Below are 14,834 nucleotides of genomic sequence, written 5' to 3'. Positions count from 1 at the left end.
AAAACTGATACCCGTAAGTATCATTCCAACAATTATCTATGCGACTTCATGTCGCACCCACGGCGTATCAAGATGATGAATTGCCACACACCGTTTCTGTGCGTTCACACCCGTTCCGAGCATGGAGGTGGAGCCGAACAGCACACGCACCGTCCCGGCGTTCATGGCATCTATCACCGCCTTCCGAGCCTTGTCGGTCTTGCACTCCTGAATGAAGCGCACCTCGCTTGGCGGTATGCCGTAGTCCTCCGTCAGTTTGCGCTTGATTTCCGAATAGACGTTCCACCCATCGCCCGGCTGGTAAGTCCCCAAGTCAGAGAAAACGAACTGCGTGCCTTTCTGCGCGTCGTATTTTTGATAATACTCCGCGATTATTTTGGCACAGTGGCTCGCCTTGTTGTCGGGGTGGTCTTCGTAATGCGGGTCTATCATGCGCATGTCGAGTGCCATCTTCCGGGCATAGTCCGTGGCGATAAGCATCTTCGCCTTTTCCTCCGTTTCCGAAAGCGGCAGTCTGCCCAACAGGGTGGCGTCGCCCGTCTTGGCGAATTGCATCAGCTTCTGTATGAAGTCCTCCTGCTCCGGCGTGGGCGGTATGTGGTGCAGTATCTCGTTTTTGTTGGGACGGTCCACGCCCACATCCTCCGCCGTGCGGTAGTCCGTGATTTCATTATAGAAGGCGGCAAGCTCCGGCACTTTGATGAAGTAGCGGAAACGCTCCTTCTGCACCACGTTGTTCGTCACGTTGAACTCAAAATCCGTTGTCTTCTTGGCAAATATCGCCGACCACGCATCAAAACATCGAATGTCCTGCCGTTCCAGCTCCTTCGGGCGCAGGTACTTGAACAGCAGGTACAGCTCAGTCAGCGAGTTGCTGATAGTCGTGCCGGAGAGGAAGGTCGCCCCCAAGTCCTTGCCCGTGCGCTCCTGTATGGTGCGGATAGCAAAGAGCATGTTCAGTGCCTTCTGGCTTCCCTCGCTGTTCCCCAATCCCGCCACACGGTCGTGGCGCGTGTTGAAAGTCAGATTCTTGAACTGGTGCGATTCATCAATGAAAATGTGGTCGATGCCCATCTGCTTGAAGTCCACCACGTCGTCCGTGCGTGACTTTATGGCGTGTTCCACCTTCTCCAATTTCGCTTCAAGGTTATGCTTGCGCTTCTCCAGACCTTTCAGCATCGCCCGCGATACGTTCTTTCCCTGCTGGCGCAGCACTTCGAGGTTTTCCTCCACCGTGTCAAGCTCCGCTTGCAGGATGCGCTGCTGCAACTCCGGCGACTGCGGTATCTTGCCGAACTGGTCGTGCGACATAATGACACAATCGTAGTCGTTGTTCTTGATGTTGTTGAAGAAACGCACGCGGTTGGCGGTCGAAAAGTCTTTCTCCGAAGCGTACAGAATCCTCGCGTTGGGATATGCCGCTTGATAGGTGGCGGCAATCTCCGCAACATTGGCTTTCAGCCCGATAATCATCGGCTTGTGCGCCAAGTTCAGACGCTTCATTTCATGCGCGGCGATGCACATTATCAGCGTCTTGCCGGTTCCACAGGCTAAGCGCAAAGCGCCTTGCCGTCCTTTCGGACGGTAGGTTTCTAAACGCTCGCCACCGAACCGTACGTACACGTCTCCATGTATACGGCTCTCCATGGTTATTTTCAGTCTATTTCTTTTCATGAATCTTACGATAACAATTTTCACATACTGCTATTGTTTTTCTCTGTCTGGCAATCATGAAGCGTTCCCACTCCTGTTTGCCTTTCAGGTCTTTTAGCTTGCGGACATGCACCATTCTAAGGTTGTCCTCCGCTCCGCAATATTCACATTCACGGGCTTTCAACCGAGCCATAAGGCTGGTACTTTCAGTCCCGCGATAACTGGGCATGATATGCGCATTGTCAATACGCGCGTCTTTTCTCTGCTTGAACCCTCCATGATAAATAGTACGTTCCAACATTTCGCCCTTGTTGTTTTCATACCTTACTGTAAAGACTTTATTCCGGCAATATTTACGGATTATTTTCCTTACGGTTGATTCATACTTGGATGATAATGTTTTATACATACTCTCTTTCATGTAGTAATAGAAACTATTGAGAATGTTGACATTGTTTGCAATACAGTAGTAGTTATAGATTCCCCGAATTTCCGAATTGTATCGGTTGAGTATTTCAAGGTCATCATTACTACGGAGATACGGGCGTGAGGTCGATTCCCATGCTTCCTTGCCATTCTTGATTATTATGCGCATCGCATTATAGTCAAGCAGTTTCTTTCTCATAACCTCATAAGGCAGGAGAAGAACCACTTTATGGTCAAGTGAGCGTATGGGGATTCCTCTGAAATCCTTTCTCGTCTTGTCCGTACTGCGGACTGTAACATCAAAGCCGAGAAATTTGGCTGCGTCGTGTGAGTTGGTGATTAACGTCTTTTCATCCGAAAGTTCGAGTTTCAACGTATCTTGCAGAAAGGTCTTAATGTCCCCCTTTGCTTTTACACAGTCCTCTTTACTTCCGATTACGCAAATCAGAAAATCATCGGCATAGCGTACATACCTCATGCGTTTGAAGTTTTCGTCCATGTCAAGAGTTGCAGGAAGTTGTTGCATCTCACGGTGGAGAATGGCTATCTCCTTGCGCAATGCTTCTTTCTTCTGCTCGTCTGTTTCATTCTTCAGTTTCTTTACACGTTTGTCCTTACGATTTGCAACCCTTTTATATTCGGGGTTGCGTACACGTGCTTTACCTTTATTGAAGACGTTTATGTAGTTCCGCATAAATTTATCGAGTTTGTCAAGATAAATATTCGCCAAAATCGGACTTATTATGCCTCCCTGCGGTGTTCCGATATAGGAATTTTTGTACTCCCATTGTTCCATGTAGCCTGCTTTGAGGAATTTACGTATCAGTCGCAGGAAACGCTCGTCATTGATTCTTTCAGCAAGGATTCCGATTAAAACATCATGGTTGATGTTGTCAAAGAAACCCTTGATGTCTCCCTCGATGAACCAACGTGCTCCCGTACCTCCCTTTTGTAAGGAAGCCATAGCCGTATGACAGCCACGGTGTGGTCTGAATCCATGCGAGCAGTCTTCAAAATGACCTTCGTAGATGGATTCAAGAATCATCCTTACAACTTCCTGTACAAGTTTGTCCTTAAAGGCTGGTATGCCTAAAGGACGTTGCTTGCCATTCTTTTTGGGAATGTAAATTCTCCGTGCAGGGCACGGACGGTAACTTTCGTCTTTCAACTGTCCAATGATAGAGTGAATGTGCTTTATGCTCATTCCGTCTATGGTCTGCCCGTCTGTGCCTTTCGTATAGTTGCCCGCATTCTGCGACAACTTTTGATAGGCAAGTGCGTACAGATTTTCATTGAACAGCAGTCGGTAAAGCCGTTCAAACTTGTAATTAGGGTCTTGGCTGTGCCCAGCCAGACTGTTTAATACATTTGCTGAATCTCTCATAATGTCTCACACATCATTCGTTAAACATATTAAATAATAACTCACTGTCTCCCTTCGCCATGTACAAGGCTTTCCCTTGCTCGGACTACTACGGAGACTCTGTTGTCATATAGGATATTCAGAGGGCAAACCCCATAGCCTTTCGGCATTCCTACTTAGACAATCCCCATTTAGACATATAGTAACATAGCTCAATAGATTGTCGGATGCGATTTTCGTCCTTTTCCGCTTATTGCGGCTGTTCTGCAATCGGTTTTCGGCTCTCGTACTTGAGGTAGGAAAGTAGAAGTATTGCAGCCCGACGTTTGTAACTATCTTCCGTCGGGGTTTACCAACTAACAACTCGGACTGTCGTTCAAACAGTATAGTCTTCATCCTCATATCTATCATTTCATTTAGACATTCAGTAGCAGCATGATAGTTAGCTGACTTATGCCGTTTCCAACATGCGACACTCCCCACCGCCTTTCGGCTAAGTGGATAAGTTGGCTAATGACCGGCGTTGAAAACCCTTGCCGGGTAGGTTGCTAAGCCTACATTTACTATATGCCCTTATGGGCGCAGAACCTCGTGGTCACAAATTCCGCCGCCGTTCTGTTTCAGCATCCAGACGCAATCCATCTGCGAGGGATAGACGCTCCTGATGCCCCGGCTTGCCAGCCCTTTCAGATTGAGGTCGGGAAAAGTCTGATGCGAGCCGTCATACTTCGGGCGCACGAAACAGTTGAACTTGCGGTTATACATCGTCGTCAGCCGCTCCTTGAACTGTGGCGACTGCTCTTCGAGCCATTCGGAGAAGCCGTTTCGTATCTCGTCAATCTTGGCGTTGGCGAGCTGTATTCCCTCGCTGTCGCGCACCTTGATGTCGTTGCCATGCTCGTCCCTGCCGATGGACTTCATCATGTCGGGACAGGTGTTGTGCAGGGCGTGTTTCAGAAGGTGCATGCCGTCATAGTTACGGTAATACCCCTTCACCAGAAACTCGTCCGTGATTTTCATGGTGCGGTAGCCGCACGCCACCGAAAACTCGTCCATGCTTGCAGAGTAGGCGATTTTCACCTCCGTGTCGAACAGCCGGCTCATGTAGGCGGCATAGACACCCGTCGGAATCCAGCGTTCCCCGAAATTGAAATCAAGGTCTTCAAAAGCGATGCGCGGCGGTTCGGCATCTTTCAGAGCCTCCAACGCCTGCTTCACCTCCGGCATACGTTCACTTTCGGGGTTTTCGCCCATCCAAGCCTCTATGCGTTCCGCTTTCTCTATCACGTTTCCGGCAATAAAGCGGTCCTTAATCTCGTAACCGGTTACGAGCGGATTGTAATAGATGCGCCCTTGCAGGGCTGTGAGCAAATCCTCCGCCGTACTGTCGGTTATCTCCCGCATATAGTCGAGATCGACAGTGCCGAACTTGTTGAGCGACGCGGACAGTGCTTCTTCGGGTGAGCCGACGTTGGCATGGCTCTCCACGGAGAAGGAAACGGGACGCTCGAAGATGTCCGCCTTGACAAACTTCCCGTTCTCCGCCCGTTCCAGCGAAAGGATGTCACGCCCGCCCGCGTCCATCATCACTAACTTCACGTTCTGCTTGGCGTTGAGGTTGCCGTAGCGCATGACAAACTCATCGTAACAGGTGTTTAGATGCTCTCGCCACGGGACATTTGCTTCATGCAGGTTCGATTCATAGCGGTACAGCCGCTCGTAGGCGTCACGGAGTAAAACATACTGTAACGCCTTCTCCTTCTGGTAGCCTTTCAGGTCGAGCGGCTGGAATGTCGCCCCGTATGGCGTGATGTCCTTCAGGTAGCCGATGTTATGACGCCCCCTGTCAGCCACCAGCGACCCTTCGCGCAGGTGCATCTCCGGCGTGCGGTGGTAGGCACGCGGCGAAAGGTCCACGACTTCTTCCTTCGGCTTCTCCGCTTCGATGTCGGGGAAAAGGGAGGTCGCCACCGCTTCCGGTGGGGTATCTGTAACGGCAGGTGCGGTGACTGCTTCCGGCTGTGTTTCCTCCTGCCGTGGTTGCTCACGGGGAGTGTCCGGCACGGCTTTCACTTCCATCTTTTCCGCCGCCGCTTGTTTCTCGTTATGCTGCCTTGCCAGTTCCCGAAGTTCCTTCCTGCGTTCCGGCGTCAAATCCATCATCATCTCGTAGAAGCCGTTGATGGGAGGATTGGTATCCCAGTCCAACGTGGCATAGATGTCGTCCGGGTCGGCAGGCTTGGCGGTGTTCTCCGTTTTAGCCTCCTTGTTCTCTGTTACAGTCTTAGGGGTGGTAGCCGTCGGCACAGCCGTAACATTTTGTGTGACATGCACCTGTGGCTTGGGTAGAACGCGCCTTGCCGAGCTTTCCTTTTTCGCCTCCTTTTTCTTTTTGGCGGTTTTCGGTTGTTGGCTGACTTCTTCCGTCATCCCCCAGAGATCGAGCAAGGATAGCTGCACACCGTCAGAATATTTCGGACGTGGCTCTATCTCCGGCTTTTCATCTGCGGGTTGCGGCTTTTCTGTCGGAGTTTCCACCGTCTGCGCCGAGGATACTGTTTCCAATTTTATGGCAGGACGCTCTACTTTATTTTGAACGGCAACTTTTTCTTCCGTTCCTGCCTGCCGGATTGAACCCGAATACAAGCGCATGGCAAGCCTGTAATGGAAATCCTCGTCGAGCATACGGCGCAAATCCCCGGCGATGCCTGCTGCCTTGCCCTCGTGCAGATAAACCATAGCGGGCTTCCCGTAGGGGTCTGTGTCAAGTTTCGCCATCGTATGCACGATGCGTTCCGGGTGGTGGATGAAATAGGCGTTGTCGGTCAGGGCGGTTTTCGTGTCCGTCTGTATCACGGTCATCAGCCGCTCGTCCTGCGACATTTCCTTCTTGCTGAGGTTCTTTTGCAGGACAATCAGGTCACTGCCCACCTCCGTGCCCGCGTTGTCCGTGAACAGGTTGTTGGGCAGGCGTATCGCGGATACCAGATTGGCCTGACTGAACAGCTCGTTACGCACGGAGGTCTTGGTGCTATTCAATACCCCTTGCGAGGTGATGAACGCCACGATACCGCCGTCACGCACGGCATCCAGTCCTTTGAGAAAGAAATAGTTGTGGATGGTTTTCTGGGCGGAGCGTCTGCCGAAAGAGTCGCTCCGCTGAAACTCCGCGTCGAACACGGCAATGTCACCGAACGGAATGTTGGACACCGCCAAGTCGAAATAATTGTTGAACGGTCTTTCGATTTTCTCAAAACCGCAGGTGCGCATTTTCTGGTCGGGATAGAGATGCCTCAAGATTGTACCCGTGAGCAGATCCTTCTCGAAAGCCATCACATCCGCATTGGGGCTGTGCCGCAGCATGGAATCCACGAACACGCCGACACCTGCCGACGGTTCGAGCATACGGGCGGGGCGGACGCTGTAATCTGCCAGCACGTCCGCGATGGTGTCGGTTATCTCTTTGGGGGTGTAGAAAGCGGTCAGCACGGACGCTTTCAGCGAATCCACAAACCGCTTGTACTCTGTTTCGTCCTTGCTGTTCTCACGGATAAGCCTGTGCAGCTCCACCGTCGGGGCGAACAGTTCGAGGTCGGATTTCGCCCACCGGACGGCATCCGTCAGTTCCTTTGCAGGGTTGAGGATACATTTCAGACCGCCGAAACCGCAGTACCTTTGAAGTATGGCACGCTCTTCGGTTGTCGCTGTCCTATTTTCCCTGTCAAGGATGAATGCCGTCCGTATCGCCTCGATGTTGTCCCGCAGTTTCTGTTTGCGGTTAAACGCCATATTCGTCTAAGTAAAGGACGGTTGCTCCCGTCAGCTCCGTGTAGAGCAGGTCGTAATCGGAAGACAGGGCGAAATTGTCATCCGAGAGGTCATAGACGGAGAACACGTTGCCGACAAGCGGCAGCAGTTTCAGGACAAAGGCTTCACGCTTCTCTTCCGGCACTTCATCGGCAAACTCGTTTTCCACGACTTCGCGGAGGATGGCGTAACGGGAATAATGCAGCCCGCGCAGCAGCGTGTCCATCGCCAGTTCCTGCGCACCATCGGCGGGATAGCCTTCAAGCCGTGCCCTCTCATACGTTTCGGCGGCACGGTCGGCCCGTTCCCGTATGAAAGCGGTGTCGTCAGCCTGTTCAAACTTGTTCGTGCGGAGATAGTCCAGCAGGTACAGACCGTAATAGGAAAAGTCGGTCTGACCCTCGTTTTTCTTCTTGTTGTTCATTACTTTGGATTTAGCGGATTGATAATTAACGGGATAATCGGTTGGAAAAAGGAAGAAAAAGGCACTCGGTATCCCTCCGAGTGCCACCACTAAATCCAAAGTATGAGTGTAATCCGGTATCGAAGAACAATTCATTACTCTGAACAAGTGGCAAAGTTAATACTATTTCTTCCGTCCTGAAAATTTCTTGTCCTTTTTAGCCTCCGGGAACACAAAAGTCGTGTTATATTCCCCGTCAAAGGCGACAACAGCATCGAAACTCTTGCCCTGTTTGCTCTTGAACCCTTTGAGCAGCTTGGTATGCCCTTCGGTGAGCAGGTCTTTGATTTCATCGTCGGACAGGGTGCGTCCCGCTTTCAGCCGGAACACGGGCAGTCCGCACTCCGTGTTGTCGCAGCGTACCACCTTGCCGTAGAACCGCATCCTGCCCGTGCCACACTTGGGACACGCGCAGCCGGAGTCACGGCTGCCGAAGAGCTTGTCGCACGAGATCAGTTCGGAGGTTATCTCACGTGTGTACGCCTCTATCTCCTTGCGGAAGGTGTCGTCGGACAGTTCCCCGCGCTCGATACGCGCCAGCTCCTTTTCCCATTCGCCCGTCATGGCAACATCGGCGATGCGCATCGTCTTGACGACGGAATTGAGGGCAAGTCCTTTTTCGGTGGGAACAAGCGACTTCTTGCAGCGTTCCATGTAACCGCGCTTGAAAAGCGTTTCGATGATGGAGGCGCGTGTGGCGGGAGTACCGATGCCACAGTCCTTCATCGCCTGCCGCAGTGCGTCGTCCTCAATTTCCTTGCCCGCCGTTTCCATTGCCGAGAGCAGGGTGGCTTCGGTATGCAGCGGCTTGGGTTTGGTCTTTCCTTCGGTAATGGACGAGCCTTTCGGTGTCAGCGTGTCGCCTTCCTGCCAGCCGGGGATGGTAATTTCCTCTTTTTCCTCGCCATAGACGGCACGCCATCCGGTTTGCTTCACGACGCTGCCTTTTACGGTAAACTCCACTCCGGCACATTCCGCCGTGACAGTGGTCACATCCTTGACGCATTTCTCAGAGAATGCCTCGACCATGCGCCCGGCAATCATCTGATAGATGGTATTGTCCTCTTTGGAGAGGAAGAGCGGTTTCTCACCCGTGACGAGCAGGGCATGGTGGTCTGTCACCTTGCCGTCGTCCACGCTGCGGCGTGTCGGGGCGGCTTTTGCCCGCACCTTGTCTTTCCATTCGGGCTGTGTGCCGATGAAAGCGAGCAGTTTGGGAATTTCGGCAAACACGTCTTCGGGGATGTAGCGGCTTCCCGTTCTCGGATAGGTTATCAACTTCTTTTCGTAGAGTTTCTGCGCGATTTCAAGCGTCTGTTCCGCCGTGAAGCCGTGCTTGGCGTTGGCTTCTTTCTGGAGCGTGGTCAGGTCGTAGAGCAAGGGAGTTTCCTCCGTCTTCTCCTTGCGCTCGGCTTTCGTGACAGTGGCGCAACCTGCCGCCTTTACCTTATTATATAGTTCCATCGCCGGTTCTTTCTCTTTCCATTTCTCGGAGGATGAGAATTTCACGACTTCGCCGTCGCAACCGTCCGTTGCGATATGGAGCTGCCAGAATGCTTCGGACGTAAAGCGGCGGTTCTCCCAGTAGCGTTCACATACCATAGCCAACGTTGGTGTCTGCACCCGCCCCACGGAATACGTGCCGTGTCCGGCGGCGATGGATAACGCCTGTGTGCCGTTGATGCCCACGAGCCAGTCGGATTCGCTCCGCGCTTTGGCGGCGAGGTAGAGGTTGTCGTATTTGCTGCCGTCTTCGAGTTTCCGCAGTCCCTCGCGGATAGCTTTGTCGGTGAGAGAGCTGATCCACAGGCGCACGAAAGGAGTGGTGCAACCCGTATAGTGGTAGAGGTAGCGGAAGATAAGCTCTCCCTCGCGTCCGGCATCGGTCGCCACGATGATATGTTCGCTTGTGTCGAACAGTCTTTTGATGACTTTTATCTGCGACACCACGCCGCTGTCGGGCTTGTAACCTTTCTCCGTCCTGACCTGACGGGGGACGAGCGTGAATGTGTCGGGAATAATCGGGAGGTTGTCACGGACAAATCCGCGCACGCCGTAGCCGTCGGGCATGGCAAGCTGAACGAGGTGTCCGAATGCCCATGTCACGGCATAACCGCCTCCCTCGAAATATCCTTCCTCTCTCTTTGTCGCGCCCACGATGCGGGCGATTTCACGTGCCACGGAGGGCTTTTCTGCAATGATTGTCTTCATGTCTTCTTCTTTTTTGTTGATACTTTGGATTTTATTTTGGATTCAGTGGCGGACACGGGATTACATTTTCATGCCCTTGCCCGTTTTCTTCTGCGGCTTCTCCTGCTGCTGTTGCTGGCGGGCGTCCTTCGGGTTGGTCTGACCTTTCTGCAACGGCTCTCTCAGATTCTTTGTAGCCTCGTTGGTCTTGCCATCGTTGTTCACCGCCACCTGCGTGCGGCTCTCGTTGGACGGAGCAACCTGCTGTGCATTGTCAGGGTTCGTGTCGTAGCGGTACGGGCGTCCCTTCTCCGGGTTGAACTTGATATACATCGTGGCATGGAAGCCCTGCTTGTCGGTCACGTTCTCCAGCTTCACGGCTTTACCCGCCACATAGTCGGCTTTCTGCTGGTCGGTGAAGCTCACGCCGCTCCATTTGCTGATGGGGCGGATGCTGCCGTCCTCGTTCGTCCACGTGTTGCGGCGTTGCTCCTTCTTGGTCTGTGCGGCATTTTCCCCGCCCTGCGCCTGACTTTTCGATGTGTCGCCTTTGGTTTCCTGTGTCTGTGCGGTACGGGGCGACTTGCCGGTTCCCGGCACGAACTCCACGCCGCGCTGCTCCACGTTCACTTGCAGGGTGGTGACGAACTTTCTGCCGTCGTTGCGCTCGATGAGCTTGTCGCGTACGGGCAGTCCGGCGCGGAGCATGTCCCGCTCCTGCGTGGTGATTTCCGTCTTGCCGATGCGCTCCGGGATGCGCACCCTGCTTGCCGGAATGTCCGTGATTTCATTCGTCTTGCGGTCGATGCTGATGTAGGAGGGGATGATCTCGCCCGTTTCCCTGTCCACAATGTCCACGACCCTACCGAGATTGCCCGTTTCGCGGAGGTTCTTCCGGTCATTGTCGGAGAATTTGTGTTCCTTGTACTCATCCAGCTTCTGCTCCTTGCGGATGAAGTGCGGCACGAGGCTGATGTTTCCCTCACCGTCCTTCTTGAAGGAGAGGCGGGCGTCCAGCTCGAATGATTCGCCGCCGAAGGTCGGTTTGACCTTTACCAAGTCGGACTTGCCATAGTTGAGCATCTTCGTAAGGTCGCCGGACTTTTCAAGGTTGTCCCGCTTTACGCCCCATCTGTCCTCCAGCTCCTGCCAGTTGATTTTACTCTCGTCGATGGGCTGGTAGCCACGTTTGCCCTGCATCTGTTCGGATTTGTCCTGTTGCTGTTCTTTCCGTTGTTCCATGTTCTCCTGTTTTTGAGGTTCTTGTTTCTCTGTCTGTTGTGCTGCCATCTCTTCCTGCACCTTCTTCTCATAGTCGGAGGTGTCCACCTTGTGAGGGGCGAGCAGCTCCTTGTTCGCTTCGGGGTCTTTCAGCAGTTGCTTCATCACCTCTAAGAGATTTTCAGCTTGGTCTGCCGCAATGCGGTAGAAACCGAAGCGGCTGGGTTCCTTGCACTGCCGGAAGAAGTTCTTGAAGAAGTTGTCCAGCACGTCGCCATGTCGGTCGAATTGCAGGAAACTCTGCGCGTTCTCCGCTTTTGCGGGGGTGCGCTTGGGTGTGCCGTCCGCGTTCAGCCCGGCTACCACGCTGATCTCGCCTGTCTTCTCGTCACGGACTACCAGCACGTCCTTTTCGTCTTTTTTCTTTGCCATCTGAAAAATGTTTTAATGGGTTATTTATGAAAGAAATTATGGATACGAGCCTTGTAGAAGGCTATATCTTCCTTTTTGAAGTCCTTGATATGGTTGGAAAGGAATGTCAGCACGTCCTCCTCGCTGTAATAGGTCTTCTTGCCCAGCGTCTTGTAGGGCAATGCGCCTACGCTGCGGTAGCGTTGGAGGGTGCGTTTGCTTATCTGGAGCAACATGCACAAATCCTGATTGTCGAAAAGGCGGATGCTTTCCGTGATAGTGGGCTGTTTCCCCTCAGCCTTCATCGCCAGCAGCAGTTCGTCCTGACGGTCGAGCCGTTCCATCAGCTTCTGCATCCAGCCCTCGAAGTTGTTTCGTGTGAGCAGTTCCATGACCTATGTCCTCCTTCCTTTTGGTTTGCCGCCCGTGCGCAGCGTGTGGTTGTGGAACAGGGTGTCTATTGTCCCTTCCTCGTTCCTTACTGTGTTGTCCTCCAATAGCCGCAGTATCTCGGAAAGGCGGTAGCGGCAGCTTCCGCGTACCACCACATACTCGATACGGTGGTCGGTGCGCATACGCTGCATGGTGCGCTTGCTCACGTTGAGCATCTTCGCCGCCTGTGCCGTGTCAAGCAGCTTGTCTTCGGTTTCCCGCTTCCGTTTCTTCTCGTCCCTTGCCTCGCGGATGTACCCTGCGATGTTCGCAATCTGCGCCATCATCTCCTTGTAGGCGGAACTTTCCATTGTTATCACTTTCATGTTCAGTCCTTTCTTTTTGTTTCTGCGACAAAATTCGGCAATAAACAAAAGGGGCTTTAACAACTCACTACGTGACTCACGTAAGATTTTTGCGGAAGATGGCTCCGTAACCCGGTCAAACGGCGCAACAGGCAGCCTTTCAGCGGAAAACGATACGTCTTGTATGCCGTTTCGTTACCTTTGCGGCAAACTCTAAATGACATGAATATGGAAATAGTATCTATCGAGAAAAAGACTTTCGAGATGATGGTGGCGGCATTCGGCGCACTCTCGGAGAAGGTCGCCGCCCTGAGGCGCAAAAGCGACACGGGGCGCATGGAAAGATGGCTCACGGGCGAGGAGGTCTGCGGGCAGTTGAGAATAAGCCCGCGCACGTTGCAGACGCTGCGTGACAGGCGGCTTATCGGCTACTCGCAGATAAACCGCAGGTTCTATTACAAGCCAGAGGAGGTGAAGCGGCTGATACCGCTTGTCGGCACGCTCTATCCGCACGGCAGATGATTTGATTTATTCACCCACTGAATCCGAAGTTATGATGAACGAGAACAACGATGTTTTTACGATGGAAGACGAGCCGATAGCCTCTGTGGTGCAGGATATGCGCAAAGGCTCGAAATGGCTGTCCGCATTTCTGGAAAGCTACCGTCCTCCGCTGGACGGGGAACGTTACCTGACGGACGGCGAGGTGTCGGAACTGCTCCGTGTGAGCCGGCGCACCTTGCAGGAATACCGCAACAACCGCGTGTTGCCCTTCATACTTTTGGGAGGGAAGGTGCTTTACCCGGAAACGGGGCTGCGCGGGGTACTGGAAGCGAACTACCGCAAGCCGCTGGAGTGAGGCGGTTTCATGAAAAAGTAAACGGGTGACACCTTTTGTGGTGCTACCCGTTTACTTGTCTTATGGGGTATGTGCAATCAGCAATACCCGGCTTTTCCGTTCTGTATGAACATCACGTATGTCTGCCGTTTCTCTTGTGAGAGTGCCTTTCCCACCAGCCATGTGCGGAACAGGTGGGTGTTGTAGGTATTCACCCTGAAAGCGACCGGGATGATGATTTCAAGGGCGTACACGTCCGCGTGCAGCCCGTTTTCAAGCTGCATGTAGCGGCACACCTCGTAGTCGTTCAGCACGTCCGACTTGCGGACGGCTCTGATGGCGGCGTTCACTGCCGGGACGGTCGTATGGAACAATCCGGCTATTTCGGTGGCGGTCATCCACACGTCGTTACCGGTTACGCTGACTGCCTTGTCCTCGATGATGATTGTGTCACGTTTCATGGCTTTTCTTTTTAGATGGTGCAACCTGCAAATTCCTCGACGCCGTTCAATCTTGCGGCAAGGTTCTCCATGTCCTGATTGAGCTTCTCTTTGGTTATCTTTGCGTAAATCTGCGTCGTCTTTATGCTCTTGTGTCCGAGCATGGAGCTGACCGTTTCGATGGGAACACCGTTGGAGAGGAATATCGTCGTGGCTGCCGTGTGGCGGCTCTGATGCCACGTGATATGCTTGGTGATGCCGCAACGCTTGGCGACGGCACGGATACCGGCAAGGCACGTGTTATAATGCGGAACGGGAAATATCCTGCCGTCCCCGCACAGTCCCCGGTATTTGCCGATTATGCGGTTGGCGATGTCGAGCAGGCGGATGTTGGACACCACGCCCGTTTTCTGGCGGTTGATGTTTATCCACTCGTGTTCGTCGAAGTAGGTGCGGATATTCTCTTCCGTAAGGTTGCGCATATCCGCGAACGACAGCCCCGTGAAGGCGCAGAACAGGTAGAGGTCGCGGTACAATTCCTGTTTGGCGTTTTTCAGTTTCCCCTCCATCAGCAGGCGGATCTCATCTTTGGTCAGGAAACTGCGTGTTGTTTCCTCCTTCTTGATTTCATACTCGCGGAACGGGTCGCGCGTCAGCCACTCGTTGTTGATGGCGATGAATACCATCGTCCGTAACGGGCAGACGTACAGCCACACGGTATTGGTGCAGCAGTGCTTGTCCGTGCGCAGGAACATCTCGAAGTCGGAGATGAAAGCCGGGGTAAGCTCTTTTAGGGCGATGTCCTTCACATGGTAGCGGATGTCGAGGAACTCTTGCATGTGCTTGTAAACGGTGCGGTACTTCAGCAGCGTGCCTTTGGCTTTCATGCCTGCCTCCACCTGCTTCTCGTAGTCCTCGTTGTGCTGGCGGAACACCTGCATCAGCGTGTGGTAGCGGTGTTCCAGTCCGAGAAAGGCGTTCTTCACCTTCTCCGCCGTGACGAAGTTGTCACGCTCCATGATTTCCTGATAATGCCTGTTGATGCGTACCCGCATCTTGTCAAGCATACGGTTCGTTTCGAGTGCCGCCGTGCTTCTGCCCGTGACACGTCCACCTTTGGTGTCCCACAGTTTCGGATCGACAGTCAGTTTGCAGCTGAACTGTGTCTGGCTGCCGTCCACCGTGATGCGTCCCATGACGGGAACTGTCCCGTCCTTTTTCACTACCTGACGCTTGAGGTAGTAGATTACTGAAAATGTACTCTTCATTGTCCTTAATTTTTGGG

The 14,834-nt window shown here is 53.0% G+C and carries 10 protein-coding genes and 2 pseudogenes; 2 read left to right on the top strand and 10 right to left on the bottom strand.

Annotated elements, in window-relative coordinates:
* Positions 1 to 57: 57 nt before the first annotated feature.
* The 8 genes and pseudogenes from JZY04_RS19265 to JZY04_RS19230 all read right to left on the bottom strand — a co-directional run.
* Positions 58 to 1,545 (bottom strand): annotated as a pseudogene (locus tag JZY04_RS19265) (DNA methylase); the annotation flags it as partial.
* A 115-nt stretch (positions 1,546 to 1,660) separates the two neighbouring features.
* Positions 1,661 to 3,463, bottom strand: a complete 1,803-nt coding sequence (locus tag JZY04_RS19260; RefSeq protein ID WP_117589787.1) for a reverse transcriptase domain-containing protein — start codon at positions 3,461 to 3,463, stop codon at positions 1,661 to 1,663.
* Positions 3,464 to 4,027: 564 nt separating this feature from the next.
* Positions 4,028 to 7,231, bottom strand: a pseudogene (locus JZY04_RS19255) (N-6 DNA methylase); the annotation flags it as partial.
* A complete protein-coding gene (locus tag JZY04_RS19250) occupies positions 7,221 to 7,673 on the bottom strand; it encodes a DUF1896 domain-containing protein (protein WP_004304266.1) in 453 nt (150 codons plus the stop codon). The pseudogene JZY04_RS19255 and the gene JZY04_RS19250, both read right to left, overlap by 11 nt.
* Before the next feature lie 162 nt (positions 7,674 to 7,835).
* The gene (gene topB, locus JZY04_RS19245) at positions 7,836 to 9,923 is read right to left on the bottom strand and encodes a type IA DNA topoisomerase (RefSeq protein ID WP_004291456.1); all 2,088 of its coding nucleotides are present in this window, start codon (positions 9,921 to 9,923) and stop codon (positions 7,836 to 7,838) included.
* A 60-nt stretch (positions 9,924 to 9,983) separates the two neighbouring features.
* On the bottom strand, positions 9,984 to 11,555 hold the full coding sequence (locus tag JZY04_RS19240; protein WP_004291455.1) for a DUF3945 domain-containing protein: 1,572 nt from the start codon (positions 11,553 to 11,555) through the stop codon (positions 9,984 to 9,986).
* 20 nt (positions 11,556 to 11,575) lie between these two features.
* Positions 11,576 to 11,926 carry a helix-turn-helix domain-containing protein gene (locus JZY04_RS19235; protein ID WP_004291454.1) on the bottom strand — a complete coding sequence of 117 codons (351 nt, stop codon included), beginning with the start codon at positions 11,924 to 11,926 and terminating at the stop codon, positions 11,576 to 11,578.
* Positions 11,927 to 11,929: 3 nt separating this feature from the next.
* Positions 11,930 to 12,292 (bottom strand): helix-turn-helix domain-containing protein, encoded by a 363-nt coding sequence (locus JZY04_RS19230; RefSeq protein WP_004304264.1) that lies wholly within the window; start codon positions 12,290 to 12,292, stop codon positions 11,930 to 11,932.
* Positions 12,293 to 12,493: 201 nt separating this feature from the next.
* Between JZY04_RS19230 and JZY04_RS19225 the strand changes: the two genes are divergently transcribed.
* Complete coding sequence (locus tag JZY04_RS19225) at positions 12,494 to 12,793, top strand: helix-turn-helix domain-containing protein (protein ID WP_004291426.1); 300 nt, start codon at positions 12,494 to 12,496, stop codon at positions 12,791 to 12,793.
* Between the two features lie 31 nt (positions 12,794 to 12,824).
* Positions 12,825 to 13,130, top strand: coding sequence for a helix-turn-helix domain-containing protein (locus JZY04_RS19220; RefSeq protein ID WP_004291424.1), 306 nt, complete (start codon positions 12,825 to 12,827; stop codon positions 13,128 to 13,130).
* A gap of 77 nt (positions 13,131 to 13,207) precedes the next feature.
* On the opposite strand, the gene JZY04_RS19215 is transcribed toward JZY04_RS19220, so the two are convergent.
* Positions 13,208 to 13,570, bottom strand: coding sequence for a hypothetical protein (locus JZY04_RS19215; protein ID WP_004291423.1), 363 nt, complete (start codon positions 13,568 to 13,570; stop codon positions 13,208 to 13,210).
* An 11-nt stretch (positions 13,571 to 13,581) separates the two neighbouring features.
* A complete protein-coding gene (locus tag JZY04_RS19210) occupies positions 13,582 to 14,817 on the bottom strand; it encodes a site-specific integrase (protein WP_004291422.1) in 1,236 nt (411 codons plus the stop codon).
* Positions 14,818 to 14,834: the final 17 nt, after the last annotated feature.

The organism is Bacteroides sp. 11BF, assembly GCF_019633765.1.
Lineage (GTDB): Bacteria > Bacteroidota > Bacteroidia > Bacteroidales > Bacteroidaceae > Bacteroides > Bacteroides hominis.
This window is presented reverse-complemented; position numbering and strand designations above follow the sequence as displayed.